Origin of the sequence: Achromobacter sp., from assembly GCF_050285585.1 — a bacterium.
GTDB lineage: Bacteria > Pseudomonadota > Gammaproteobacteria > Burkholderiales > Burkholderiaceae_B > Achromobacter.
Window position 1 is genome coordinate 341660 of sequence record NZ_JBLZXF010000002.1, and the last position, 26068, is coordinate 367727.

Consider the following 26068-nt stretch of genomic DNA (forward strand, 5'->3'; position numbering starts at 1 on the left):
GGCTCAGGGCTCGATGTTGGCTTGCGGATTGGGGCATTCGGGCGCGGTTCCCCAATGGCCCGCGCAGACCCGCAAGCGGCACTGCTCGCTTTCCAGGAACCCGAGCTTGCGGCATTGCTCCAGGCGCGTGGGCAAGGGCGAGCCCGGCAGTTCCCGGACGAATACGCCATCCGTCTTGTAGACCTTCGTGCCGGGCGGCGAAGCGGGAGGCAGCCCATAGGACATCAGCGCCGCAAGCAGCGCCGCGTCGGAATCATTGCGCGGCGCCTTGGCGCGCGGCGGCGCGGACGGCGTCGTTGCGGCGTGCGCGCCGCCCGCGGCATGCTCGGCGCGCCGCACCGTCGGTCCCGCGCCCTTGGACGCCTCTGGCGCGGACAAGGCGGCTTGCGGCGGCGCGGCCGTGACCGCGAGCGCCGAGAGCGGGTTCTGCGCCACGCGGGTGTCGTCCTCGTCGGGCCGCGTCAATTGCGCCAGCGGATGATCTTCGATGATGGCCGCGGAGGATGGCTGCGCGCCGGCCTCGCTTGCAGCCGCGGGCCTGGCGGCTGCCGCCGCAGGCGGCGGCGCGGCGGCCGGCGGCGCATCGGATTTCGCCACCACGGGCAGGTCCGGCACATCGAACACGGCGAGCAGGCCCGCGCCCGCTGCGCCGATCAGCAACAACAGCAGCAACAGCAGCGGCGCCCGCGAACGGCGCTTTGGCGCCAGGTGCTTGACCTCGGCGTCTGGCACTCGCCCTTCGAGCGTTGCGAGAATGCGCGACGAGGCGCGTTCATTCGGAGACGGTGAACGTCCAGCCAGCAAACTAGGAACGGAGGTCGGTGATCGCGATCTTTTTTCGTCTTCTGCCATGCGAGGTCCCGTGTTTGCAGGGAAGCTTGCGCCCCCCTGTAACCAAGGGGTTCGAGAATACCCGATGACATCTGCCCGATCATCATTTCTTGTTACGAGTTCTAAGCCACGGACGCGTTTTGCAACGTCCAGGCGCTTGCCTGAATCCCAAATAGAACAAAAGATTACGCCTTCGTAACCGAGGGACCTCATTGCTTCTCCTGCTGCCCCTATATTTCCTGCTCGCCATCGGCGTGTCCGCGCTGCTCGTCTTCCCGTCATTCCGGGAGGCCGCCGCACGGGGCACGCGCGCGCTCGCACAGGGCGTGCGCCAGAGAATGGCGCGCGGCGCGGGCCACGCGGGAGGGGTCGTCGAAGGGTCCGCGCAGGCGGTCCGCGCGGGCTTCGGAAAGGCCGGCGGCGCATTCTCGGCCTACCGCTGGCATATCGCGATCGGCCTGCTGATCGTGTTGTTTCCGTCGCTTTTTGCTTTCGTCATGCGACACAATCACACATTTGTTTACGAGGACCGGACCGCCGGTCCGGACCCCCGCGTCCAGGCCTTGCTGACCGGCGAAAGGCTGGTGCCGCCCCCTCCGCTTCCCCCCGAAGCCTTCACCACGCGCGAAGTGGAACTGGTGCGCCCGAACCTGGGCGGCGCAAGCCGCGACTGGAACCTGCTGGACGCGGACTATCGCCAGCGGCTGCTGGCCGCGTACCGCGTCATGCGCGAGGAGCATGGCTACGAAATGGTCCTGATCGAAGGCTACCGCAGCCCCGAGCGCCAGACGCAGCTGGCCGGCATGGGATCGCACGTGACCAATGCCGGCGCCTACCAGAGCTACCACCAGTACGGGCTGGCCGCCGACAGCGCCTTCCTGCGGGAGGGGAAAGTAGTCGTCTCGGAGAAGGATCCCTGGGCCATGCGCGGCTACGAGCTCTTCGGCGAAACCGCCGAGCGCGTCGGCCTGACCTGGGGCGGGCGCTGGAAGATGATGGACTTCGGCCACACCGAGTTGCGCCGTCCGGGCGTCATGCGGCGCGACGGAGCCGCGAAATGATCCCGAACGCCCTCGCCGCCAACCTGATAGACCGCCCATGAGCCGCATCCTTAAAACCGGCCTTCTGCTGGCCCTCGTCTTCGGCGTCGTCTGGCTGGCCGTCATTATCTGGTGGCAGGAGTCGCACACGCTGCCCACGGGCACGGACATCGCCCTGTACCTGTTCGCGCTGCCGCTGGCACTGATCGCCGCCGGCTGGGCCGGCGGCCGGATCGTCCGTGCGCGCCGCGAGGCCAAGGCCGCGCCGGCTCCGGCCGAGCCAGCCGGCGAAGAGGAAGCCGCCCCGGCCGAGGACCTGGCGCGCGTGGTCGTGCTGGCGAGCACGGCGCGCGCGGCGCTGGGCTCCGATCCGGCCGCCATCCATGCCGCCCTGTCCAAGCATCAGCGCCCCGCGCTGGACACATCGCTGAAGAACGCGCAAGGCTTTCCCGTCTTCACCAGCCGCGCCGAGTACCTGGACACCGCCGCGCTGCGCGAAGCCGCGAGCGCGGAACCCGGCGCCGACGGCGCGCTGCCCGACGACTGCCTGCGTGCCGCCGCGCTGCTGTCCGAGGTCGTCGAAACGCTCTCGCAAGAAGCTCGCGCCCGCGTGCTGGACAAGGACGAACCTCGGCGCGACGAAGATTGGCCGCAGCTGCAGCTGGAGCTCTTGCTGCCGGCCGAATGGCCGCAGCGCGCGCGCATGCATGCCCAGGACCGGGCGCGCGACGCGGCCGTGTGGGTGCCCGGCCGCCTGGATGTCCGCGTCCACAGCGCTCCTGGAGCGCTCGCCAGCGATACGCTGCTGCGCCAGCTGGCGCAGGAACCCTTGAACGAGACGAGCGCCACGCTGCGCCTGGTGGCCGCGGCGGACTCCTATATCGATGCCGGCCTGGTGCAGGACTGGGATGCGGAAGGCCGGCTGGTCAGCACCGCCAATCCCCAGGGCCGGGTGCCGGGCGAGGCCGCCGCCGGCCTGCTGCTGGACCTGGCGCTGAGCGCGCCGGACGCCGCGCAGCCGGACGAGCCGCCCGCCAACGCCCTCGCGCTGACCCTGTCGCCGACCGCGCGCCGCGCCATTGAGGCGGACGCGCGCGGTGCCATCGGCGAACCGATGCTGGCCGAACTGACGACGCTGCTCCTGGAACGCCAGAAGCAGCGTCCGGACGATATCCGCGCGGTGGTCAGCGACGCTGACCACCGCGGCAGCCGCCCGCTGGAAACCGCGGGCCTGGCAAGCGCGGTATTCCCCGCGCTGGATCCGAACCAGGACTGTTTGTCCGTAGGCTCCGCCTGCGGTTACACGGGTGCCGCGTCGCACCTGCTGACGCTGGCGATCGCCGGCGAAACCTGCGCGCAAACGGACGCGCCAGTGCTCGCCGTCATGACCCAGGACCCCGCGTTGCGGACGCTGGCGCTGGTGTCCCGCCCCTGCCGCCCCTCTGCCTGAACCACAAGAAAACCCTTGAAAAACCATGCGTAGCCCCTCAGGTTTCTTCTCCAGCATATCCAGCGCGATGAGCGAAGGCCGACATTGGACGTCGCGCGTGCTGGCCAATCCGCGCACCTTCATGGTGATCGGCGTGATCGCCTTGCTGGTGTTCCTATTCCTGTTCGCCGGCACCGTGGAAATCGGGCTGGCCTGGGCGGGCATCGCCTTCGGCGCCTGCCTGCTGCTGTGGCTGTGCGCCTACCTGTGGCGCCGGCGGCGCACGCGGCGCGCCAACAAGAACCTGGGCGACATGCTGGAGCAGCAGGTGCAGACGGGCGCCGCCGCCAACCGCAACGACGTGGAGGCGTTGCGCTCGCGCCTGACCCAGGCGGTGCGCACCATCAAGACCTCGAAGATCGGGCAAGCCTCGGGCAACGAAGCGCTGTACGAGCTGCCCTGGTACATCGTGATCGGCAATCCGGCGGCGGGCAAGAGCAGCGCGGTCATCAATTCCGGCCTGCAGTTCCCCTTCGCCGATAAGAATGGCGCGGCCGTGCGCGGGGTCGGCGGCACACGCAACTGCGACTGGTTCTTCACCACGGAAGGCATCCTGCTGGACACGGCCGGGCGCTACTCGGTGCACGAGGAAGACCGCAACGAATGGATGGGCTTCCTGGACCTGCTCAAGCGCCATCGCCCCAAGGCGCCCATCAACGGCATCATCGTGGCCGCCAGCATCGAGGAGCTGACGGGCGCGGGCCCCGAATTCGCGATCAACCTGGCCAAGAACCTGCGCCAGCGCGTGCAGGAACTGACCGACCGGCTGGAAGTGTTCGCGCCGGTCTACATCATCTTCACCAAGGCCGACCTGATCTCCGGCTTCAGCGAGTTCTTCTCCGACAGCGACCAGCGCGAACGCGACCGCGTGTGGGGCGCCACCCTGCCCTACGGCGCGGAAGAAAACCGCGACGTGCTGGCGCTGTTCGATGAGCGCTTCGACGAGCTGTACGAAGGGCTGAAGGAAATGGGCACCGCGCAGATCTCGCTGCGGGCCAACCGCGAACTGCCCCCCGGCCTCCTGACCTTCCCGCTGGAATTCGCCGGCATCAAGCCCGCGCTGCGCACGTTCCTGTCCACGCTTTTCGAAACCAATCCGTTCCAGTACAAGCCGATGTTCCGCGGCTTCTACTTCACCAGCGCGCTGCAGGAAGGCGTATCGCAAAGCTCGTCCACCGAACGCCTGGCCGAGCGCTTCGACCTGCGCCCCGCGCAGCGCGCGCTGTCGCGCAACGTGTCCTCGCACAACGGATTCTTCCTGCGCGACCTGTTTTCCAGCGTGATCTTCGCCGACAAGAAACTGGTGCGCCAGCATGCCAGCCCGGCCAAGACCCGCATGCGCTACCTGACGTTCTTCGGCCTGGTGCTGGCGCTGGGCCTGGTGCTGGGCGGCTGGAGCTGGTCCTATCTGGGCAACCGCCAATTGGCGCAGAACGTGCAGGCCGACCTGGACAAGGTGGTGCGCCTGCAAAACGAGCGCACCGATCTGCAAAGCCGCCTGGAAGCGATGGAGATCCTGCAGGACCGCATCGAGCAACTGGACCGCTACTCGTCCAGCCGGCCGTGGTCGCTGGGCCTGGGGCTGTACCAGGGCGACGTGCTGAAGGACCGCCTGCTGGCCGAGTACTACAACGGCGTGCGCCAGTTCATGCTGGCGCCCGTGAAGACCAGCCTAGAGGATTTCCTGGCGAAGGTGGATACCTCGGCCGCTGCCGCCACCGGAGGCACGCCGCAACCGGCGCCGCAGCAAGCCCGCGCCGCGCACGCCCCGGGCGGCGACACGCTGTTCCAGGACGCCTCGCCAACCAACGCCGACGACGCCTACAACGCGCTCAAGACGTATCTGATGATGGCCAATCACCAGCACGTCGATCCCACCCACCTGTCCGACCAGATCACGCGCTTCTGGCGCGGCTGGCTGGAGACCAACCGCGGCGCGATGCCGCGCGACCAACTGATCCGCAGCGCCGAGCGCCTGATCTCGTTCTACGTCAGCCGCGCGCCGGACGCTGGCTGGCCGCAGATCGACACCAACCTGGCCCTGGTCGAGAAAACCCGCGGCAGCCTGCGCGCCGTGATGCAGGGCATGCCGGCCCGCGAGCGCGCCTACGCAACGCTCAAGGCCCGCGCCGCCACGCGGTTCCAGACCATGACGGTGGCGCGCATCGTCGGCGAGAACGACGCCGGCGTGGTAGCGGGCAGCTACGCCATCCCGGGCACCTTCACGCGCGAAGCCTGGGAGCAATACGTCCAACCCGCCATCAGCGAGGCCGCCAAGAAGGAAGTCCAGACCAGCGACTGGGTGCTGGGCGTGAACGCCCGCGACGACCTGACGCTGGAAGGCAGCCCCGAGCAGATCCAGAAGAGCCTGGCGACGATGTACAAGACGGAGTACGCCGAGGAATGGCAGAAGTTCCTGCGCGGCGTCACGATCAAGCCGTTCACGAGCTTCGAACAATCGGTCGGCGCGATGAACCGCCTGGGCGATCCGCAGACCTCGCCCATCGCCAAGCTCATCAACACCACGTACGAACAGACCTCCTGGGACAACCCCTCGCTGATCAACGCCGGGCTGCAGCAGGCGCAAAGCGGCGTGGTCGGCTGGTTCAAACGCGTGATCCTGCGCCAGACGCCGCCGGCGCCCGGTGCGACCACCGCCAATGGCGAAGCGATCCCCATGGGCCCGGTGGGCCGCGAGTTCTCCGACGTGGCGCGCCTGGTCGTCACGCGCGACAACCAGTCGCTGCTGGGCAACTACATGGGCGCGCTGTCGAAGATCCGCACCCGCTTCAACTTGCTGAACAACCAGGGCGATCCCGGCCCAGGCGCGCTCACGCTGATGCGCCAGACGCTGGAAGGCAAGGATTCCGAGCTGGCCGACGCCTTGAAGCTGGTGGACGAGCAGATGCTGGCCGGCATGAGCGCGACGCAGCGCGAAACGCTGCGCCCGCTTCTGGTGCGCCCGCTGATCCAGGCGTACTCCGTGACCATGCAGCCGGCGGAGGCCGAGCTCAACAAAGTCTGGAACGCGCAGGTCTACCAGCCGTTCAACCAGACCCTGGCCGAAAAGTATCCGTTCGCCAGCCGCGCCAGCGTGGAAGCCAGCAGCGACGAAATCGGCCAGGTCTTCGGCCCGCAAGGCAGCATCGCGCGCTACGTCAACGAGACCCTGGGTCCGCTGACCGTGCGCCGCGGCGACATCCTGACGGCGCGCACCTGGGGCGATATGGGCGTGAGCCTGCAGCCGACCTTCACGGCCAATTTCGCGCAATGGGTGGCGCCCCTGTCCGGCGGCGCCGCGGGCGCCGGCGCGGCCAGCCAGCCGCAGACGCTGTTCCAGATCCAGCCCAAGCCGGCCGGCGGCGTGACCGAATACACCATCGAGATCGACGGCCAGCAACTGCGCTATCGCAACACGCCGCCGCAATGGGTCAATTTCGTCTGGCCCAACGCGCAGGGCGCGCCGGGCGCGCGCATCACCGCCACCACCTTCGACGGCAGCGTGGTCGAGATCGTCAACGAGCCCGGCCGCTTCGGCCTGGAGCGCCTGATCTCCACCGCCCAGCGCACGGCGAATCCGGACGGCAGCTTCAACATGAGCTGGGGCAAATCCAATGTGACGGTGCCGGTGAAGCTGCGCATCATCAGCAACGCCCAGGCGCCTGGCGCCGGCGGCAGCGAGCCCGGCGGCAGCCAGGGCTTGCGCAACCTGCGCCTGCCCTCCTCCGTGGTCGGCACCTCCCCTGAATCCTCCGCCCAGACGCAATCCGGAGCGCCGAAATGAGCAACACGCAGTCCCCCCTGTTCCGCACGGCCTACTTCGGCAAGATCCCCAGCCGAGGCGATTTCGTGAAGAACACGTCGCATCCGCAGCTCATGGCCACGCTGGACGCCTGGGTCGCCGACACCATGGAGATCCTGGCCCAGGAACCGCACTGGAAGGCGCTCTACGACGAGGCCGAACCGATGCCCTTCGCCATCCTGGGATCGCGCGGCAAACTCGCCATCGCGGGGCACCTGCAGCCCAGCCAGGACCAGTCGGGCCGGCGCTTCCCCTTCCTGTCCGCCACGTCCCTGGAAGTGCAGCGCCCGCTGGAATTCATTGCGCGCAGCCCCATGGCGTTCAGCCGGCTCTGGAACCGCATGGGCGGCGCCGCGGCCATGCTGGCGACCGACAGCGACCCGGCCGCGGCCCTGCAGGCCCTGAACGAACTGGAAGGCGAGATCCGCACCGCCGCCGACGACGGCTTCGACGCCTTCGTGGACCTGCAGACCGTGGAACGCCTGGAAGCGATGCTGCGCGGCAACGGCCATGCGGCAAGCGTGCACGACATCATCCTGGCGCTGGGCATCCTGCTGGAGCCGGTGATGTCCAGCGGTTCCTCGCAGCTCGACAAGGGGCTGTCGCTGCCGCTGCCCGACGATCCCCTCTACATCAACCTCGTGGCGGCCTACTGGATGGCGCTGATCGCGCCGTTCCTGTCGCGGGCGGACTTCGAGATCACGATTTTCATCGGCCGCATCGGCGGCAAGCACCGGCTGGCGGTGGGGTTTCGCGGCGCGTCGCCGCAGACTCTGGCCAGCCTGCTTTCCACGCCACAGCTCTACGCCGAACAGCACATCGTGCTGGAAGACGCGCCCTGGGTGCGCAACCACGTGTCGGCCAGCCACGGGCTGGCCAAGCTTTCCAGCTATCTGGACCAACCGCGGCTATCCCTGCGCATTGCGCTGGACACCTTCCGCGAAGTCTTCACCGGAGCCTGACCATGCGCGTCTCTCTCCTGATCATGGCGGCGCTGTATTCCTGCGTCGCGGCGGCGCAAGACGGCGCGACCGTCGTTCCCGCAAACGTCATCCCCCAGCCGGGCCAGGTCGTGGCCAGCGGCGCCGTGCCCGACGAAGCCACCAAGGCCGACGTGCTGGCGCGGCTGCAACAGGTGTATGGCGTGGGCAACGTCATCGACCGCATCGACGTGGGCGGCGTGGTGGCGCCTCCGAACTGGTCCGAGCACGTGGGCAAGCTGATCGGCCAGCCCCTGAAGCAGATCAACCGCGGCCAGCTGGAAATCGACGGCACCCAGATCCGCCTGCGCGGCGAAGTGCAAAACGAAGCCTCGCGCCAGCAGATAGCCAGCAATTTCGCGACCTCTCTCAATCCCACCTACAAGATCGTCAACGGCCTGCGCGTATCGGCCGGCAAGGATGAGCAGGGCCTGCTGGACAACCTCCTGGCCAACCGCGTGGTCGAATTCGAAACCGGCAGCACCACGCTGACCGCTCGCGGGCGCGAGTTGCTGGACCAGGTGGCCGACGTGGTGCCCAAGCTGCACAGCGACAAGGTGCAGATCATCGGCCATACCGACAGCTCCGGCAGCCGCAGCACCAACCTGGCGCTGAGCCAGGCGCGCGCGGACGCCGTCAAGGCCTATCTGGTGGACAAGGGCTTGCCGCCCGGGCGCTTCGAAACGCTGGGCGCGGGGCCGGACCAGCCGGTGGCCACCAATGCCACCGCCGAAGGCCGGGCCAAGAACCGCCGGATCGAATTCCGGGCCAGCCGCTAGCGGGCGGCCGTCAGCCGTTGCTGTCCGACGGCTTCTGCACGCCCAGCAATTCTTCCAGCCCCGATAGCGTCTCGTCGTTCTTGAGAACCGTGCGCAGCCACAGGTGCAGCGACATCTCGCCCCAGCTGGCGGCCTTGTCGGCCAGATAGGCGACGGGGCTGTGGGGCTCGGTGCGGCGGAAGAATTCCGCCACTTCGCGCAGTTGCGCCAGCGCCTGGTCGCGCGTCTGGAGCGGGCCGCGCGCGGGCGCGGGCGCCGCGAGCGAGTGATCGGCAGGGGGCAAGGTCGGCTCCAGGCGTGTGGCGGGTTGCGCGGGCGCGGCTGCGGCGGCAGGCGGCGGCGTCATGTCCGCCCGCACCAGCAGGCCGGCGTCGCGCGCGAAGCGGTGCACCAGCTCGGTCACGTCCTTCAAGGCGTCGCGCACGGGGGAAAATGCCGGGCCCTCGTCGCCCAGGCGTTCGGCCAGGGTCTGCTCCAGCACGTCCAGCGCGGCGAAGCAGCTTTGCAGATTGGCTTCAAGTTCCGAATAGAAGGCCGGCGGCGTATCGCGGCGGGCGGCATCGAACTGCTCCAGCGTCAGCTTGCCGCGCGTAAGCTCGGCCGCGTTCTGAGGCGAGCGCTTGACCGCGTTGGCCAGCTGCGACGCGCTTTCCCATAGCGCCGCGCCGAAGCGTCCGCCCTCGGACTGCGTCAGCGGTAACTCTCGGACCAGTTGCTGGGATCTCGACAGCAGCCACGCCAGATTGCCCACGCGCTGCTGCACGTCGCCTTCGTCGGGCACGGGATGCAGGCCGTCCCAGTAGCGGCGGCACAAACCGTCCAGCAGCAGGAAGCCATCGCGCAGGCCGGCGAACCCGCGAGTCTTGGCCCAGGCTTCAGCCAGCCAGGCGGCCACGCGCACGTCCTTGCTGCGGTCGCGCAGCACGCCCGTGCAGATGCCGATCACTTGCGGCCAATCGGCTTCCTTGATGTCGATGACCCAGTCGCCCTGGTCCAGGTGCGGGTCGTCGTGGCGGCGGGCTTCGCGGATGGCGTCGAACTCGGCCGAGAACACCATGTCGGCGCCGCATGGCGCTTCGCCCGGAATGGGCTGCAGCAGTGTGTCGATATCGCTCATATTGGTCTTGTTGGATGTCTGGATGGGCCCCGCCGCGCTGCGCGCGGGGCGCCTGGAAGAGGCCCGATCTTCCCATATCTGTAACGGCGTTGCGTTTGAAGATGACACGTCCTATTACAAAGCGCATCACGCAGCCTGGATATCATGCGATGTCACCGGATCAGGAATCACCATGAACAAGTCATTCCACATGCTGCCCGACGGCCGCTTCATCAACGGCAAGCCGCGCCGCTGCCCCGACGGCACCTACGTCGGCGACGGCGGCCCCATTACACGGGCGCCCGACGGCACCTACGTGGCCGGCAAACCGCAGCGCGCCCCGGATGGCCGCTACCTGGGCGGCGACGGCCCGGTCCGCATGGCGCCCGACGGATCTTTCGTCATCGGCGTGCCTCGCCAGGCGCCGGACGGCACCTACCTGTAAGCACATATAACAAACCTGACAAAGCAACGAGCAGCCATGGCGCAGCTATCGGTGATACGCAAAGGCGACCGCACGTCCCACGGCGGCGTGGTCGTTACGGGCGACGAAACCGTCATTATTTTTGGCCAGCCCATGGCCCGGCTGGGCGACCGCGTCACCTGCCCCAAGTGCAGCGGCACCCACACCATCGTCGAAGGCACGGCAGGCGTCAGCTCGGACCGGCGGACGGCGCTGGAAGGCATGAAGACGTCCTGCGGGGCCACGCTGATCGCCAGCCAGCAGTTCTATCGCCTGGAGCACGGCTAGGGGCCGGCCCCCCGGGCGCGGACCTTGCGCCGCAGCCGGATGGGTCCGCCCGATCTCCGAGAGCATGGCTGCCCGCCCGCCTATTTCCAGGCAACGGACTCGGACGCCGTGCAGGCCTACCGGAAGCGTTGCGACGGGCCTCGGACCAAGCGCAAGTCCCGGCCCGGGGGCCTGGCTGCCGGCGCCGCGGCACACCCCAAGGCGTAAAATAGGCAGCAACCACAAGCTGCACGCTACGCGCCTGCCGTAGGGGCTCGCGCAGGAGACCATCATGAAATCTGCTCTGGTACGGCTGCTTTCCCTCGCGGCGGCGGCATTGTTCCTCGCCGGCTGCGCCCCGGGCGAGGGCGGGCCTCCCCACCCCGGCGCCGCGAATCCCTATAGCAGCGGCGGCTTCAGCGACGCGGGCCCCAACTATCCCGACACGGGCCGCTGACGCGGCGTCCGCTCGCGGTCAGGCATCCGACAGGACGCCCGACCGCAGCAAGGGCGCCAGGATCCCGGCCGTGTAGACGCGCGCCACATTCACCAGGAAATCGGTGAAATCCACCTTCGCGGCATGATCGGCGCGGTCCGAGATCACCCGCAGCACCGCGTAGGGAATACCGAACTCGTGGCAGACCTGCGCCGTCGCGCCGCCCTCCATTTCAAGGCAGAGCGCCTGCGGCAAGCGCAGTCGCAGTTCGTGCGCCTCGTCATTGTCATTGACGAAGACGTCCCCCGTCGCGATCAGGCCACAATGCACCCTCGGCCGGGGCCGCGAGGCCGCGCGCGCGTCCAGCGCCGGCGCATGGTTGCCGAGGAATTCCATGGCGCTATCCCGCAGGTGCCCGCTCAGGGCGGGATCGGCGTCGAACTGCGCGCGCCCCAACAAGGGAATCTCGTACTGGCCGAACAGGGGCCGCGCATCCATATCATGCTGCATCAACGCGCTGGCCACGACCACATCGCCCACCGCGACGTCCGCGTGCAGCCCCCCGGCCAGGCCGGTGAAAATCACGCGCGACGCCTTGAATTCCTGGATGACGATCGATGCGGTCGCCGCCGCGGCCACCTTGCCGATGCGGCTCAGCGCGATCACGCAAGGCGTGCCCCACAGGATGCCCACGTGGAAATCGCGCATGGCGATGCGGTGTATGACGGCGCCCGGGTCCATCGCGGCGAGCAGGTCGGCGATTTCTTCGTGCAAGGCGCCCAGTATGGCTAAACGTCCCATGAACTTCTTCTCTGTCGGTCATGCGCGGCCCGGAGCCGCCCAGCCCGCAACATACTCCAAGGCCGGCACGGGCGCCAACGCGCTCTCCGCGCGGCTCGCGGCCGGCCGCCCAGGCCTTCCGGCACGAGATATTCCGACTTAATGCGACACAAAACCCGAACCGCCGAAATGATGCGGGAAAACAATGCTGCCGGCGATCCATTTCAAGTAATCTGCCGCCAGTCATTGATCCGAGCCAGTGTCTTCGCATGTTTCGCAATGTCTTCGCTCTTAAATCCCTGGAAAGGTATTTCCTGACACTGGCCGCCGGCGTAGCTCTGCCGGTTTCCATGCTGACCGCCATCGTGGTGCAGCAGAACTGGCGCTCCCTCACCGCCACCGACGACGCCTTGAGAGGTTTCGTCATCGTGCGCGCGACGCTGAAAGCCATGGAGGCGGTCTCGGCCGAGCGCGGCCCCATGAACGCGGCCATGGGCGCCGACCCTCCCCTGCCAAGCCCGATCACGCGCGCGTTGGAAGACGCGCGCGAGCGCACGAATGCGCAGATCGCGGACCTTCTCTCCCTCTACCGCGCGCCCCAGAATACGAACGGCGCCAAGGAATTCACCCATCTCCAGCGCATCCGCCAGTCCCTGCTCGACGCCCGCGAAGGCGCCGACGCGGCGATCGCCGCGCCCAGGGCAAGCATCTCGGGCTTCAATCTGTGGACCGTCGTCGGGAACATGGTCGCGCTGGTCCCCGAACTGCGCGCGACGATGTCCGACGGCATCGCCCTGGTCGCCCGGAACCAGGGCGAAGACTTCGACCTGCTGACCCTGGCCTTGCTGGCCGGAGACCTGCGCGAACAAGCCGGACTGCTGGGCTCCACCTTCGCGCCCGCGCTGACCAAGCGTCGCTCGCTCACCGCCAGCGACCAGCTCCGGATTGAGCGCGTCGTGGGCCGCATCGATAAGTTGCGCGGGCTGATCGAGGCGAACATCGCCAGCATGCCGCGGCACGCCGCGTCGCCGGCATACCGGGATATGCAGGCGCAGTACTTCGGCGAGGGGATGAACTACATCGAAAGCGTGCGCGCCCAGGCGGAAGGCGCCGACGAAGGGGCTTCGGTGACCATGTACGAACTGGGCGCGAACTACGTGCCGCGGATGCAATCGATCGTGCGCTTCCGCGACCTCATGCTCGACGGCGTGGAGCGGCGCATCCGGGAAAGCCGGGTGGCCGCGATCCGGGTATTGCTGACCACCCTCGCGGCCGCGGCGATGCTCACGTCCGCCCTCATCATCGGGCTGGCCCTCTTCCGCAAGCGCGTCATCCGGCCCTTCGTCAGGGCCACCGACATCATCGGCAAGATTGCAAACGGCGGCGCGGTGGCGGACATCCCCGCGGATGAGTATCGCGGAGAGGTGAATCACATGTTCAAGGCCCTGAACGTGCTCAACGACAATGCCGCCGCCGTGCGCAAGCTGGAACTGGAGCGCGACCGCCTGATACAGGACCTGGCGATCATGGCCGAAACGGATTTCCTGACCGGCCTGCTGAACCGGCGCGCGTTCGAGAAGCGGCTCGAGGCCGCGTTGCGGGACCTGCGCCGCGATGAGGAAGGCCTGGCCTTCATCCTGTTCGACATAGACCACTTCAAGGCCGTCAACGATACGCACGGCCACGCCACGGGCGACGAAGCGCTCAGGACCGTCGCCGATCTGTGCCGCAGGACTTTCCGCCAATCGGACGTCGTCGCCCGCGTGGGAGGCGAAGAGTTCGCAGTGCTCTGCCGCAGCCGCGACGCCGATGCGGTCCACGAGATTGCCGAGCGCATGCGCGTGAGCATCTCGGACGCGCGGATAGCCGCCGGCGACGGCCGGCGCTTCGGCTTGACCGCAAGCTTTGGAGTCGCCCATGCCCGCGGCAGCGACGCCCGGGCCCTGGCGCAGCTTTCGCGCCGGGCCGACGAACTGCTGTACAAGGCCAAGCTGAACGGACGCAACTGCGTGCTGTGGGAAAGGCGGGTCTGACGCCAGGCCCGCCCCCCAACGTTCGATGCCCCCAAAAAGGAAGCGCCGTTGTCCCCGGGGTGATTCAAAAAAAGACCCCGGCGATCGCTCGCCGGGGCCAGTCCCGCACACGGCATAGATTGCTCAGTTCGAATACACCTTGATCTGATCGCTCTTGAGCGCGTCCGGCGTCAGGTTCTTTTCGATCCATTCCATCGACGTGTCGGTCACGCCCGGGGTGACCAGTTCGGCCGGGACGATCGTGATGTCGGCCAGCACCTTGAACGGGTACTTGTCGCTCTTTTTCGTCACGCCGAACAGCTGCGCCTCGAGGCCCTGGCCGTCGGCCCGGTGCATCTTCACGTCGCGGCCAAAGCCCTTGAAGGTCACGTCGTGCATGGCGGCCGCCACTTGCTCGGGGGTGGGCCATGCGCCGCCGTTGGCCTTGATGGCCTGCTCGTAGCCCGCCTTCAGGCCCTGGATCGCCTGCACCATGTGGTAGACGGAGTAGATGGGATAGGCGCCGGTCTTGTCGTGGAACTTCTTCACGAAAGCCTGGTGCTGCGGATCGTCCTTGGTCTCGGGGTGCAGGAAGTAATGGTCGCCCCGCGCGCCGACGTAGACGCCTTCGGGCAATGCGTTGCCCAGGCGCTCCAGCGAGCTCTCGGCCAGCGACAGGACGAAGGTCGAGTTCTTGAACAGATTGCGCTGCGAGGCCTGGCGCACGAAGTTGTCCAGATCGCCGCCCCACGACGTGGAGACGATGACGTCCGGGCGCAAGGCCTGCAGGCGGCTGATCTCGGTGGAGAAATCGGCGGCCCCGAACTTCGGGAACATCTCGGCCACGACCTTGACGTCAGGCTTGAACTTCTTCAGCGCGGCCAGGAAGATATCGCGCGAGTCACGGCCCCAGGCGTAGTCCTGGTTGACGATGGCGATCGTCTTGAAATCGGGCTTGACCTTCATCAGGTACAGCACCTGCGCGACCATTTCAGTGGTGGCGTTGGCCTGCGTGCGCACCACGTACTTGTACTTCTTGCCTTCCAGCGCCTTTTCCGTGCCGCAGTCCCACAGCACGTTCAGCACCTTCAGATCCTCGGCCACGGGAGCGACGATATTGCAATGGCCGCTGGAAATGGCCGACAGCATGACGCGCGTGCCGCCTTCCGCCAGGCGGCGGTACTCGGACAGGAGTTTCTCGCCGCCGCCGCCTTCGTCGATATAGCTGGGCACCAGCTTCACGCCGTCGATGCCGCCGTTGGCGTTGATGTCCTGGATCAGGATCTCCGCGGCATCGCGCGCCGGAACGCCGAATACCGAGGCCGACCCCGACAGGTAGGTCGAAATGCCGATGTTCAGTTCCTTGGGCTTGTCCGCCGCGTTCGACAGCGCCGCGGCGCCGGACAGCAGGGAGGCGCCCGCGAGCGCCGCCAGTCGAGAGAGTTTCATGGTCTAGTCTCCAGTGTTGTTATCGGGTCTGCGCCCTTAGAAAACGATGGCGTCGCGCAGGCTGCCGCCGGTGGCGAGGTGGTCGAACCCCTCGTTGATCTGGTCCAGCGAAAACGATTTGCCCATCATGCGATCGACCGGCAGCCTGCCCGCCTTGTAGAGGTCGATGTAGCGGCTGATGTCGATGGCCGGAACGCCCGAGCCCAGGTAGCTGCCCCGGATCTCGCGCTCTTCGCCCACCATCTGCGACAGCGACAGCGGAAAGCTGAACTTGGGATTGGGCAGGCCCGAGGTCACGGTCGCCCCGCCGCGGCGCGTGAGCTTGTAGGCGGTTTCGAAGGCCGGCACCGCGCCGGCCATGTCGAAGCCGTAGTCGACGCGGCCGCCGGCCAGATCGAACAGATCGTCGTCCGACTTGACCTGTTTGGGATTGACCACGTGCGTCGCGCCCAGCTCCTTGGCCAGCGCCAGCTTCTCGTCGCTGAGATCCACCGCGACCACGCGCCGGGCGCCGGCGGCGACGGCGGCCAGCAGGGCGCTCAGGCCCACGCCGCCCAGCCCGACGACGGCCGCGGTATCGCCCATCTTGATGCGGGCGCGGTTGATGACCGCGCCGGCTCCCGTCAGCACGGCGCAGCCGAACAGCGCGGCCTCGCGGTGGCTGAGCTCCACGTTGACCTTCACGCAGGAGCGGCGCGACACCACCGCATACTCGGCGAAACACGACACGCCGGTATGGTGGTTGAGGTACTCGTCGCCTATGTGCAGGCGGCGCTCGCCGCCCAGCAGCGTGCCCTTGGTATTGGCCGCCGCGCCCGGTTCGCACAGCGCCGGCCGGCCCTCCATGCACGGATTGCAGCAACCGCAACTGGGCACGAACACCAGAGCGACGTGGTCGCCCGGCTTCAGGTCCGTCACGCCGAGACCGGCTTCCACGACCTCGCCGGACGACTCGTGCCCGAGCACAATGGGCACGCCGCGGGGCCGGTCGCCATTGATGACCGACAGGTCGGAATGGCACAGTCCCGCCGCCTTGATCCTGACCAGCACCTCGCCGAAGCCCGGCGGGTCCAGTTCGACCTCGGCAATGCTCAATGGCCGGGTCTGGGCGTAGGGGCCTTCCACCCCCACTTCCCTCAACAGCGCCGCTCTGATTTTCATACGCCTATCATCCACAGAAAGAGGGGAACGCCCGGGCGGTGCCGGGCCTGCGGCCGCTATACCGTGCGGCCGCCGTCCACCGGAAACTCGACGCCGGTGATGAACTCGGCCGCGTCGCTGGCCAGGAACAGCGCCGCGGCGGCGACGTCGGACGGCTGGCAGAAGCGGCCCAGCGGAATGGTCGACACGAACTTGGCCCGGTTTTCCGGCGTGTCCGGCAGGCCCATGAAGAGTTCGAACATGCCCGTGATGCCCATGACGGGGCAGATGGCGTTGACGCGGATGCCGTCGGGGCCCAGCTCCACCGCCATGGACTTGGACAGCACGTTGACGGCGCCCTTGGACGCGTTGTACCAGCTGAGTCCCGGACGCGGACGGATGCCCGCGGTCGAGCCCACGTTCAGGATCACGCCACGCTTCTGCTCGCGCATGACGGGCACCACGGCCTGCGCCATGTGGTAGATCGACTTCACGTTGATGTCGAACATGCGGTCGAACATCGCTTCGTCCACATCCAGCATGGGCTGGTTCTTGTGGGTGATGGCGGCGTTGTTGACCACGATGTCCACGGAGCCGAAGGTTTCCCGGCAGGTGCGCACGACGTTGTCGATGTCGGACCGGCTGGATACGTCGGCCTTGATCGCCAGCGCGGCGGGGCCCACTTCGCGCGCCACGCGGTCCGCGGCTTCCTTGTTGATGTCGGCGATGACGACCTTGGCGCCTTCCTTGGCATACAGCTTCACGATGCCTTCGCCGAAACCGCTGCCCCCGCCCGTAACGATGGCGACCTTGCCTTGCAACTGACTCATTTCCTGTCTCCGCTTTTTGTCCGGCGATCACTCGCCATAGAATTGGATGATCGTCTTGGTCGTGCTCATTTCTTCCAGCGCGATGAAGCCCTTCTCGCGTCCGTGGCCGCTCTTCTTCACGCCGCCGAATGGCAGCTCCACACCGCCGCCCGCGCCGAAGCCGTTGATGTACACCTGGCCGCACTTGATGCCGCGCGCCACGCGTTGCTGACGCCCCCCGTTCTCCGTCCAGACCGCGCCCAGCAGGCCGTAGTCCGTCGCGTTGGCCAGACGGATCGCCTCGGCTTCGTCGGCGAAGGGCAATGCCACCAGCACCGGTCCGAAGATCTCCTGGGTCATCAGATCGGAGTCATGGGTGGCCGCGCTGAAGAGCGTGGGTTTGACGAAGTACCCGCCCTCGGGCACGCCGTCGGCGATACCGCCCTCGGCCACCACCTTCAGCCCATCCGCCAGCCCCTTGGCGATATAGCGGTTGACCCGGTCGAACTGCGCCTTGTTGACCACGGGACCGCAAGTGAGGTCCATGTCCGGCGTGCCGGCGCGCACCTTGGAGAACTCCTCCGCGAGCGCTTTCATGAAATCCGCGTAGATGCCCTGCTGCACCAGCAGGCGGCTGCCGGCGGTGCACGTCTGGCCGGCGTTGTGGACAATGCCCTTCACGATGGCGGGAATGGCAAGCTTGTAGCTGGCGTCGTCGAACACGATGTGCGCCGACTTGCCGCCCAGCTCCAGCACACACTTGACCGCGTTCAGCGCCGCGGCCTGCTGGATCAGCACGCCGACCTCGTTGGAGCCGGTAAACGTGATGAAGTTGATGCCGGGGTGGCGCGACAGGCTGGCGCCCGCCTCTTCGCCCAGGCCCGTCACGATGTTCAGGGCGCCCGCGGGGAAGCCCACTTCCAGGGCCAGCTCCGCCACCCGGATGATGGACAGGCAGGCGTCTTCGGCGGGCTTGACCACCGCGGCGTTGCCCATGGCCAGCGCCGGCGCCACGCTGCGGCCGAACATCTGCGCGGGGTAGTTCCACGGGATGATATGGGCAGTAACGCCGAGCGGCTCGCGAATCAGCTGGACGGAGTAGTCCTTCTGGAAGGGAATAGTCTGTCCGTGCACCTTGTCGGCGGCGCCGCCGTAGAACTCGAAGTAACGCGCCAGCACCGTAATGTCCGCGCGCGCGGTGGACATGGGCTTGCCGGTGTCACGCGATTCCAGCTGGGCCAGTTCCTCATGGTGGGCCAGCACGCTCTCGCCCAGGCGCAGCAGCAAGCGGCCGCGATCCAGCGCCGTCATGCGGCCCCATTCGCCGTCCAGCGCGCCGCGCGCGGCCTGCACCGCCGCATCCACGTCGGCCTGCTGGCCGCGCGGAATGGTGGTGAACACCTTGCCGTCCACCGGCGAAACCACCTCGATGCTGCGGCCGTCGGCCGCGTCGACCTGGCGGCCGTTGATGATCATCTGCGTCATGAATGTCTCCGTCGAATTCAGTTCAAGGAAATCGAGCCGCGCTCGATCGTCCAAATCTGGTCTGGGATGTCGCCAAGCAGTTTCACGTTGGACTCGGTGATCACCACGCAGAGGTCGGGTTGCAGCTCCTTCAGCCGCGCCAGCGCTTCGGTATAGTCGCGCGCCAGCTTGGGCGCGAGGCCCTGGAAGGGTTCGTCCAGCATCAGGAGGCGCGTGCCCACCATGACGGCGCGCGCCAGCGCCACCATCTTGCCCTGCCCGCCCGACAGGGCCGAGCCCGAGCGCTTGAGCATCGGCTCCAGCTGCGGCACCACCTTCAGCACCGCGGCGACCCGCGCCTGTATCTCGTCCCTGGACTGGCCCTGCACTTCGCAGGGCAGGTGCAGGTTCTCTTCCACGGTCATCGTGGGAAAGATCACCCGGTCCTCGGGCGCGTAGCCCACTTTCAGCGCCGCGCGCCGGTGGCCGGGCAGCGCGGTCAGGTCGATGCCGTCGAAGGCGATCTTGCCGGACTTGATCCGCGTCAGGCCCATGATGGTGCGCAACAGCGTGGTCTTGCCGGCGCCGTTGCGGCCGACGATGCCGATGGTCTTGGCGGGTTCGAAGGAAGCGCTGACGTCGCGCAGGATGCGGTTGCCGGCCAGGTCTACATTGACGCCCGATAGGTTCAGCATGTTCTCAGGCTCCCAGCACTTCGCTTTTGATCTGCGCGTTGTTCAAGACTTCATCGGGCGTGCCGTCCGCGGCCACCTTGCCCGCGATCCACGCCGCGACGCGGGTGGCGTAGCGCGACACGATGTCCACGTCGTGCTCGACGAACCAGCTGGTCACGCGCCGTTCCTCCAGCGCGTGCATGACGGTCTCCATCAGGCCGAACTTGTCTTCCGAGGCCACTCCGCTGGTGGGCTCGTCCATGATCAGCAGCTTGGGCTGCAGCGCCAGCGCCATCGCGACGTCGAGCAGCTTGCGCTTGCCCTCGGGCAGGCCGATGGAAAGCTCGTCCGCTTCCGGCAGCAATCCGACCAGGTCCAGCGTGGCATCGACTTCCTTCGCGTCGATGGTGCTTTCCAGCGAACGGAACCAGCTCAATTCCTTGTTGCGCCGCGCGGCGGCGATCTGCACGCACTGGCGCACGGTGTGCTCGGTGAACAGCTGCGGCAGCTGGAAGGAACGCCCCATGCCCAGGCGCACGATCTTGCGCGGCGCCATCGCGGTTACGTCGCGCCCGTCGAAATAGACCTTGCCCCTGGAGGGCGCCAGGTAGCCTGTGCAGATGTTGATAAATGTGGTCTTGCCCGCTCCGTTCTGCCCGATCACCGCCAGGCGTTCACCCTCGTGGAGTTCGAAATTGATATTGTCGGCGGCCACCACGCCGCCGAAGGCCAGGTACAGGTCTGTCGTCTTAATGAGGGGTTTCATCGTCAATTCCTCACCGGGATCCGCGCCGGGGATTCCACCCGGTTCTGCTCGCGCTTCTGCGCCTCGATGCGCTTCATGATCTGGCCGACGAAGCCGGTGGGGAACATGAAAATGACCAGGATCAGCGTCAGGCCCAGCAGGAATTGCCACAGGCCGGGGAAATAGGCGGCCGACACCAGCTTGACCGACTCGAATCCCACCGCGCCCAGGAACGCGCCCGCCGCATGGCCGGCGCCGCCCAGGATGGTGATGAACACGAACTCGCCGGATCGCAGCCAGGATCCGATTTCCGGCGTGACCAGCCCCTGCATCAACGCCAGGATGGCGCCCGAGAAACCCACCACGACGGCCGACAGCAGGTAGCCCTTCCACATGATGAAGTAGGCGGAAAAGCCGAGGTATTCCAGGCGCGTTTCGTTGGTCTTGATCGCGGACAGGGCCTGGCCGCTGCCCGAGCGGAAATAGCGCTGCACCCACCAGGCCAGCGCCAGCGACAGGACGAGCGTCAGCACCAGCAGCGCGCGCTCGAACGACTCCCGCTCCATCGCGATGCCCGCGATGGCGGGACGCACGATGCGCAGCCCGTCCGAGCCGCCGGTCAGCGTATAGAGCTTGCCCAGCAGCGCGAACAACACCATGCTCAGCGCCAGGTTGAGCATGCCGAAGAAGATGCCCCGGTACCGCACCACGAACAGGCCGATCACGATGGCCGCCAGGAAGCTGGCGAGCACGCCGGCCAGGATCAGGGTCAGCGCGTCCGCGCCTGGCACGGCGCGCGCCAGGAAGGCCACGGTATAGGCCGAGATGCAGGAGTACATCGCGTGGCCGAACGAAATCTGCCCCGCGCGGGCCATGACCGACACGCCGAGCGCCGCGATGGCGTAGGTCAGGCCAATGACGATGGGCGTGATGGTCCAGGAATACGTGTAGCCGAGAACGAGAGTGGCCAGCGCGGCCAGCAGGCTGATTGCGGGCACTTTCATCAGATCGTCCTCGCCTGGGCCACGGTGAACAGGCCGTGCGGCCGGATGATCAGCACCAGCACCATGATGATGTAGGGAACCGCCACTTCCAGTTCCGGCGCCGCGTAGACGGCAATCGCGCGGATGACGCCGATCAGCAGCGAGGCGATGAGCGCGCCGGTGATCTGACCCAGGCCGGCGGTGGCGACCACCGCGAACGACAGCACGGTCATGTCCGTGCCCGCGCCCGGCACCAGCGACGTGGTCGGCGCGGCCATGGCGCCGCCCAGCGCGCCGAGCATGGTGGCGATGACGAAGGTGACGTAGCCGATCTTCTTGGCGTTGATGCCCAGCGAGGTGGCGACCTCTCGGTTGTGCGTGGTGGCGACCGTCTGTTTGCCCAGCTTGGTGTGGCGCAGGAAGAATTCCAGGCACACGTAGGCCAGCAGCGCCGTCACCGGGACGACGACCAATTGGTACGTGGTGTAGGTGATGTCGCCGAGTTCGATGTTCCCCAGGCGGTTGACCACTTCGCTGGCGCTGTAGGGCTGGGCGCCCCACAGCATGCGCTGGATATCCTCCAGCATGAGAAAGCCGCCGAAGGTCAGCAGCAGCTTCAGGATGGGATCGTAGTTCTGGGCGCGCCGGATCAGCACGAACTCCATGATGCTGCCCAGCGCGAGCCCCACCGCGACGGCCGCCGCGAACAAGGCGGCGAACAGCAGGATGGGAGAGTCCGTCTTGGGCGCGAGGAACATCACGAAGCTGGCGGCCGCATAACCGCCGAACGCGTAGAAGGCGCCGTGGGCGACGTTCAGGATGCCCATCACGCCGAACACGAGGGTTAACCCCATTGATACCAGGAACAGCAGACTGGCGTATGCCACGCCATCCACCAAGGCGAGAGGCAGTAGATCCAAGGTCAAGCGTTTTCTCCCATTACGCTGAGCACCCGCCGCGCCCGCGCGACCGTTGCCGCAACAACGGAGACCGCGAGCCTTGCCGTGCGGGCTGTCGCCCTGGCGCGCACAGCGCGCCGATGTCTCGTTATCAACCTTTCCGTGTCCGGACGCAGCGTGTCGCGAGTCGGAGGAAAGGCGCTTATCCGGCACGTGCCGCGGGCCGTTGAGGGACGGGCGGAACCTGCCTGTTAATGGATTTGAAGTATAGGTATGCGCCTGTTCAGCGACTATTTATCTTTGTGCAAGCCAGGTTTCGCGATCCGTAGAGAGGCCGCGCATCAAGGGTTGTCCAGCGCCATCGCCGCAAGCGGCGCGCGGGTCTGGTAGGCAGGGATGATCCGGATCTGCTGCTCGCCCGGCACCTGCACATAACGGCCTAATCCATCCGGCACAAGCGCGCCCACGTCCAGGCTCGCCAGCGTGGCGCCGGCGGCGTCGCGCACTTCGATCCGCAGTTGCGCAGGCGCCAGCCCATAGGGCTGCCCCGGCTGCGGCGCCAGCACGCGGTCGCTGCGGGCCTGCGAGAACAACGCCACGAAGTCCGCCGCGTCGAACCCCCTCCCTGCTTCCGGCGGCGCCGCGGTCCAGTCCTGGGCGCCCCGGCGCATCCGCAAGGTGGCGCCCGGCGTAGCCAGGATCACCTGGGCGGCCTGGGCCGCGTCCCACGCATACAGACGCGCGGGCTTGCCGGAATCGTCGTGCAGATGAGTATGGCCGCCATGCGCTTGCGGCGACTCGGCCGCCTCGCGCCATTGCCACAGCGACAAGGCGATGCCCGCCGCCAGCAGCAGCGACCATCCGGCGCGGGCGGCGCTCACCGGCGCCTCCACCACATCAGCAGCCCGGCCAGGAGCGCCAGCATGGGCAAGGCCACGGTGCTGGTCCAGAAGACCGTCCGCATCTGGCGGTTGGTCAATTCCACCCGGCGGTTCTCGTAGTGGCGAGGCCGGATCGTCAGCAGCGCGTCCTCGCCCGCCAGCAGCGACACGGCGTTGGTGAACAGCGCGCCATTGCCCAGCACGGCGAAATGGCGATTGGTCGCGAAATCGCTGTCGCCGGCGACCAGCAGCGTGGGCCGCGCCGACCCGTCCTCGCCAGCCGCCTGGGCGTTGCGCGTGGCCAGCGCCATCAGCGCATAGCGCGCGGCGGAGCGGCCGGGCAATTGCGCCTGGTCCGAGGTCTGCGCCAACGGCGTCACCACCACGCCCCGGGGCAGGCTGTCGCCCGCCGGCTCCAGGCCCGCAGCGCCCGGAAAGAAACTCAAGGGCAGGCCGCGCGTCATCTTGTGGCGCGTGTAGTCGCTGACCGCCGGACTGCCGGGATCGTTGCGGTAGTGGCTGGCGGCATCCGCCAGCGCGCCCGGCGGCCGCGCGATCCCGAACGCGCCCAGCAGCGAGTCCAGTCCGTGCGGCGCATCCGGTTCGAGCAAGAGCAAAGTCTTGCCGCCGGCCAGGGTCCAGTCGCGCAGCGCCTGCGCGTCGCCGTCGCCGAAGGGCGCGCGCGGGCCCGCCGCCACGACGACCGCGCATCCCGGCAGCGCCTGCGCCAGGCCGCCCGCGTTCACGCCGCGGGTGGCGAACCCCAGGGTGCGCAAGGCATTACGGGCCAGCGCCATGCCGTGCTGCTCATGCACCTCAACGCGGGCCACCAGGTTTTCGTCGCCGTCGTGTTCTTCCAGATCGTCCAGCGACGACAGGCTGTCGAGCGGCGCCTCGCGATGGCCCTGCGTGAAGCAGATGGTCTGGGCGCCGCGCTGGCCGATGCGGATCAGGGCGTTGGTGAAATCCGTCTCGGTGCCGCCGTTGATCGTCATCCGGCGGGCGCCCGAAGCCAGCACGGCGCTGCCGGCGAACTGGATGCCCGCCTCGCGCGCCTCGGCCGGACGCAGCGCCGGGTCCACGCCGCGCACGCGGATCAGCGGATTGGCGCGCTCGTATTGGCGCAGCAGCTCCAGCGCGTCGACCATGCTTTTGTTGCGCAAGTCGTAGAACCAGGTCACCTCGACCGGCTGGGCGACCTGCCTGGCCACCTCCACGCTCTCCGGGGCCAGGCTGTACAGGCGCTGCGCGGTGAGATCGACGCGGCCCAGGTGGCGCGCGGCCCAGAGGTTCAGGGCCAGCAGCAGCGCCGCCACGGCCATCACGGGCAGCCACAACGCCAGGCGCTGCCCCGCCCTGCGCACGGAATGGCGGTTCATCGCAGCCTCCAGCGCTTGAGATTGACGGCCGCCACCATCAGCGCCAGGACCGTCAGGCTGGCCAGCGTGACCGTCGCCGGGCCGGGCAGCACGCCGCGGATGAAATCCACGTGCTGCGCCGACAGCGACAGCGCCTGGAAGAACGGCGATAGCGCCGGGAAGGCGTCCAGCGCCGCGGGGTAATCGATGAACCACAGCAGCACGAGGATGCCCCAGGTCGCGCTGGCCGCCACGATCTGGTTGGTGCAGGCGCTGGATACCGCGATGCCGATGGCCAGGAACAGCGCGCCATAGAGGAACACGCCGATATAGCCGCCGGCAATGGGTCCGTAGTCCGGCTGCCCATACCAGGCCAGCGGCAACACGGCGGAAGCCGTGCCCGCAAGCATCAACGCCAGCACCGTGAGTCCGGCCGCGTACTTGGCGGCCACCAGCGTGAAATCGGGCAGTGGCAGGGTCAGCAGCAATTCGAGCGTTCCCTGCCTGGCCTCCTCGGCGAATGCGCGCATGCTCACCAGCGGCATCACCAGGATCAGCAGGATGGTCATGTTGTGGAAGGCGGTCACCATCTGCCCCGTGCTGACGAAAAACAGGTTGAAGCTGAACAGATAGCCCGACAGGGCCCAGAACACGGCCACCACCGCCAGCGCCACGGGCGATCCGAAATCGGTGCGCAGCTCTTTGCGGTATAGGGCGAGAAAGCCTCTCATGCGCGCCTCCGCAATGGTGCGTCGCCCGGCGCCAGCGCGGCCAGCAGCCGCGCCTCGACGGCGTCCTGCATCGACAGGACCGCTCGCAGTTCCGCGTGCGCGAGCACGATGCGCAGCACCGCGTCGCAGGTCGCGCCTCCGCCCGCCTGGCTGTCCCAGCCGATGCGCCATTTGCTGTGCATTGCATCGACGGTTTCGGCATCTGCGCCCTTGACGCCGGGGCAGGCAAGCAAGGCGGCACGCAGGTCCGCGTGCCTTGCCTGGGGCAGCGCCAGGCTCAGTTGCAGCGCGGCCGGCGCCTCGCCCAGCACGGCGTCCTCGACCAGCCGGCCCTGGCGCAGGATGGCGATGCGCGTGCACAAGGCCTCCACTTCCTGCATCAGATGGCTGCTGAACACCACGGCGCGCCCTTGCGCGCAGCGCCGGATCATCGCGCGCGCCTCGACGATCTGCACGGGATCCAGCCCGTTGGTCGCCTCGTCCAGCAACAGGACCGGCGGATCGTTCAGCACGGCCTGGGCGAGGCCCACGCGCTGCCGCTGCCCCTTGGAGAGACGCCCGATCACCGTGCGGGCCACGCCTTGCAGGTCGAAACCCTCGATGGCCCGCTCGATCGCCTGCCGCCGGACCCCGGCGCCGCCGGCCACCTTCACGCCCGCGACGAAGTCCAGGTACTGCGACACCGTCAGCGCGTCGTACAGGGGCGCGCGTTCCGGCAGGTAGCCGATGTCCGCGTTGCCGCGCCCCGCGGCCGGCTGCCGGCCGCGGATCGTGATGCGGCCGCTGTCCGGCGCATAGAAGCCCGCCATCAGGCGCAAGGTGGTGGTCTTGCCGCTGCCGTTCGGACCCAGCAGGCCCACGATCTCGCCCGGCCCCACGGAGAGGCTCAGTGAGTGCAGGACCTGACGCGGCCCGAACGACTTGCAGACTTCATGCAAGGCGACAACCGGCTGCATGGCG

At 67.8% G+C, this 26068-nt stretch carries 24 protein-coding genes; 9 read left to right on the forward strand and 15 right to left on the reverse strand.

From position 1 onward, the window contains the following. Positions 1 to 3 precede the first annotated feature (3 nt). The gene (locus ACN6PJ_RS04760; protein ID WP_427994748.1) at positions 4 to 732 is read right to left on the reverse strand and encodes a hypothetical protein; all 729 of its coding nucleotides are present in this window, start codon (positions 730 to 732) and stop codon (positions 4 to 6) included. A 311-nt stretch (positions 733 to 1043) separates the two neighbouring features. On the opposite strand from ACN6PJ_RS04760, the gene ACN6PJ_RS04765 reads away from it, so the two are divergent. The 5 genes from ACN6PJ_RS04765 to ACN6PJ_RS04785 all read left to right on the forward strand — a co-directional run bounded on the left by ACN6PJ_RS04765 (position 1044) and on the right by ACN6PJ_RS04785 (position 8921). Next, on the forward strand, positions 1044 to 1892 hold the full coding sequence (locus ACN6PJ_RS04765; RefSeq protein WP_427994749.1) for a M15 family metallopeptidase: 849 nt from the start codon (positions 1044 to 1046) through the stop codon (positions 1890 to 1892). A 37-nt stretch (positions 1893 to 1929) separates the two neighbouring features. Beyond that, the gene (locus tag ACN6PJ_RS04770) at positions 1930 to 3321 is read left to right on the forward strand and encodes a hypothetical protein (protein WP_427994750.1); all 1392 of its coding nucleotides are present in this window, start codon (positions 1930 to 1932) and stop codon (positions 3319 to 3321) included. Between the two features lie 67 nt (positions 3322 to 3388). Beyond that, entirely contained in the window at positions 3389 to 7144 is a 3756-nt protein-coding gene (gene tssM / locus ACN6PJ_RS04775; RefSeq protein WP_427994885.1) for a type VI secretion system membrane subunit TssM, read from the forward strand. Beyond that, complete coding sequence (gene tagF / locus ACN6PJ_RS04780; RefSeq protein WP_427994751.1) at positions 7141 to 8124, forward strand: type VI secretion system-associated protein TagF; 984 nt, start codon at positions 7141 to 7143, stop codon at positions 8122 to 8124. Before tssM ends, tagF begins: the two co-directional genes overlap by 4 nt. Before the next feature lie 2 nt (positions 8125 to 8126). Further along, positions 8127 to 8921: an OmpA family protein gene (locus ACN6PJ_RS04785; RefSeq protein ID WP_427994752.1), complete on the forward strand. Its 795-nt coding sequence runs from the start codon at positions 8127 to 8129 to the stop codon at positions 8919 to 8921. 10 nt (positions 8922 to 8931) lie between these two features. On the opposite strand, the gene tssA is transcribed toward ACN6PJ_RS04785, so the two are convergent. Then, positions 8932 to 10038 (reverse strand): type VI secretion system protein TssA, encoded by a 1107-nt coding sequence (gene tssA / locus ACN6PJ_RS04790; protein WP_427994753.1) that lies wholly within the window; start codon positions 10036 to 10038, stop codon positions 8932 to 8934. Between the two features lie 172 nt (positions 10039 to 10210). On the opposite strand from tssA, the gene ACN6PJ_RS04795 reads away from it, so the two are divergent. The 3 genes from ACN6PJ_RS04795 to ACN6PJ_RS04805 all read left to right on the forward strand — a co-directional run bounded on the left by ACN6PJ_RS04795 (position 10211) and on the right by ACN6PJ_RS04805 (position 11204). After that, the gene (locus tag ACN6PJ_RS04795; protein ID WP_427994754.1) at positions 10211 to 10462 is read left to right on the forward strand and encodes a hypothetical protein; all 252 of its coding nucleotides are present in this window, start codon (positions 10211 to 10213) and stop codon (positions 10460 to 10462) included. 36 nt (positions 10463 to 10498) lie between these two features. Beyond that, the gene (locus ACN6PJ_RS04800) at positions 10499 to 10768 is read left to right on the forward strand and encodes a PAAR domain-containing protein (RefSeq protein ID WP_427994755.1); all 270 of its coding nucleotides are present in this window, start codon (positions 10499 to 10501) and stop codon (positions 10766 to 10768) included. A 271-nt stretch (positions 10769 to 11039) separates the two neighbouring features. Continuing rightward, complete coding sequence (locus ACN6PJ_RS04805) at positions 11040 to 11204, forward strand: hypothetical protein (RefSeq protein WP_427994756.1); 165 nt, start codon at positions 11040 to 11042, stop codon at positions 11202 to 11204. Between the two features lie 18 nt (positions 11205 to 11222). On the opposite strand, the gene ACN6PJ_RS04810 is transcribed toward ACN6PJ_RS04805, so the two are convergent. After that, positions 11223 to 11984, reverse strand: a complete 762-nt coding sequence (locus ACN6PJ_RS04810; RefSeq protein WP_427994757.1) for a 5'-methylthioadenosine/adenosylhomocysteine nucleosidase — start codon at positions 11982 to 11984, stop codon at positions 11223 to 11225. A gap of 329 nt (positions 11985 to 12313) precedes the next feature. On the opposite strand from ACN6PJ_RS04810, the gene ACN6PJ_RS04815 reads away from it, so the two are divergent. Then, positions 12314 to 13996: a diguanylate cyclase gene (locus ACN6PJ_RS04815; protein ID WP_427994758.1), complete on the forward strand. Its 1683-nt coding sequence runs from the start codon at positions 12314 to 12316 to the stop codon at positions 13994 to 13996. A gap of 123 nt (positions 13997 to 14119) precedes the next feature. Here the strand turns inward: ACN6PJ_RS04815 and ACN6PJ_RS04820 are convergent, their stop codons facing one another. The 12 genes from ACN6PJ_RS04820 to ACN6PJ_RS04875 all read right to left on the reverse strand — a co-directional run bounded on the left by ACN6PJ_RS04820 (position 14120) and on the right by ACN6PJ_RS04875 (position 26064). Beyond that, entirely contained in the window at positions 14120 to 15424 is a 1305-nt protein-coding gene (locus ACN6PJ_RS04820) for an ABC transporter substrate-binding protein (RefSeq protein WP_427994759.1), read from the reverse strand. Between the two features lie 36 nt (positions 15425 to 15460). After that, positions 15461 to 16585, reverse strand: a complete 1125-nt coding sequence (locus tag ACN6PJ_RS04825) for a zinc-dependent alcohol dehydrogenase family protein (protein ID WP_427994760.1) — start codon at positions 16583 to 16585, stop codon at positions 15461 to 15463. Between the two features lie 56 nt (positions 16586 to 16641). Next, positions 16642 to 17394, reverse strand: a complete 753-nt coding sequence (locus ACN6PJ_RS04830; RefSeq protein WP_427994761.1) for a glucose 1-dehydrogenase — start codon at positions 17392 to 17394, stop codon at positions 16642 to 16644. A gap of 27 nt (positions 17395 to 17421) precedes the next feature. After that, positions 17422 to 18858, reverse strand: coding sequence for an aldehyde dehydrogenase family protein (locus ACN6PJ_RS04835; RefSeq protein ID WP_427994762.1), 1437 nt, complete (start codon positions 18856 to 18858; stop codon positions 17422 to 17424). A 17-nt stretch (positions 18859 to 18875) separates the two neighbouring features. After that, positions 18876 to 19532, reverse strand: coding sequence for an ABC transporter ATP-binding protein (locus ACN6PJ_RS04840; RefSeq protein WP_427994763.1), 657 nt, complete (start codon positions 19530 to 19532; stop codon positions 18876 to 18878). A 4-nt stretch (positions 19533 to 19536) separates the two neighbouring features. Further along, positions 19537 to 20277 carry an ABC transporter ATP-binding protein gene (locus ACN6PJ_RS04845; RefSeq protein WP_427994764.1) on the reverse strand — a complete coding sequence of 247 codons (741 nt, stop codon included), beginning with the start codon at positions 20275 to 20277 and terminating at the stop codon, positions 19537 to 19539. 2 nt (positions 20278 to 20279) lie between these two features. Continuing rightward, the gene (locus tag ACN6PJ_RS04850) at positions 20280 to 21260 is read right to left on the reverse strand and encodes a branched-chain amino acid ABC transporter permease (protein WP_427994765.1); all 981 of its coding nucleotides are present in this window, start codon (positions 21258 to 21260) and stop codon (positions 20280 to 20282) included. Continuing rightward, positions 21260 to 22165: a branched-chain amino acid ABC transporter permease gene (locus ACN6PJ_RS04855; protein WP_427994766.1), complete on the reverse strand. Its 906-nt coding sequence runs from the start codon at positions 22163 to 22165 to the stop codon at positions 21260 to 21262. Before ACN6PJ_RS04855 ends, ACN6PJ_RS04850 begins: the two co-directional genes overlap by 1 nt. A 314-nt stretch (positions 22166 to 22479) precedes the next feature. Continuing rightward, a complete protein-coding gene (locus ACN6PJ_RS04860) occupies positions 22480 to 23019 on the reverse strand; it encodes an electron transporter SenC (protein WP_427994767.1) in 540 nt (179 codons plus the stop codon). After that, positions 23016 to 24398, reverse strand: coding sequence for a GldG family protein (locus tag ACN6PJ_RS04865; protein ID WP_427994768.1), 1383 nt, complete (start codon positions 24396 to 24398; stop codon positions 23016 to 23018). Before ACN6PJ_RS04865 ends, ACN6PJ_RS04860 begins: the two co-directional genes overlap by 4 nt. Beyond that, complete coding sequence (locus tag ACN6PJ_RS04870; protein ID WP_427994769.1) at positions 24395 to 25108, reverse strand: ABC transporter permease; 714 nt, start codon at positions 25106 to 25108, stop codon at positions 24395 to 24397. The genes ACN6PJ_RS04865 and ACN6PJ_RS04870 overlap by 4 nt, the downstream gene beginning before the upstream one ends. Continuing rightward, entirely contained in the window at positions 25105 to 26064 is a 960-nt protein-coding gene (locus ACN6PJ_RS04875; protein ID WP_427994770.1) for an ABC transporter ATP-binding protein, read from the reverse strand. The genes ACN6PJ_RS04870 and ACN6PJ_RS04875 overlap by 4 nt, the downstream gene beginning before the upstream one ends. Between the last annotated feature and the right edge of the window lie 4 nt (positions 26065 to 26068).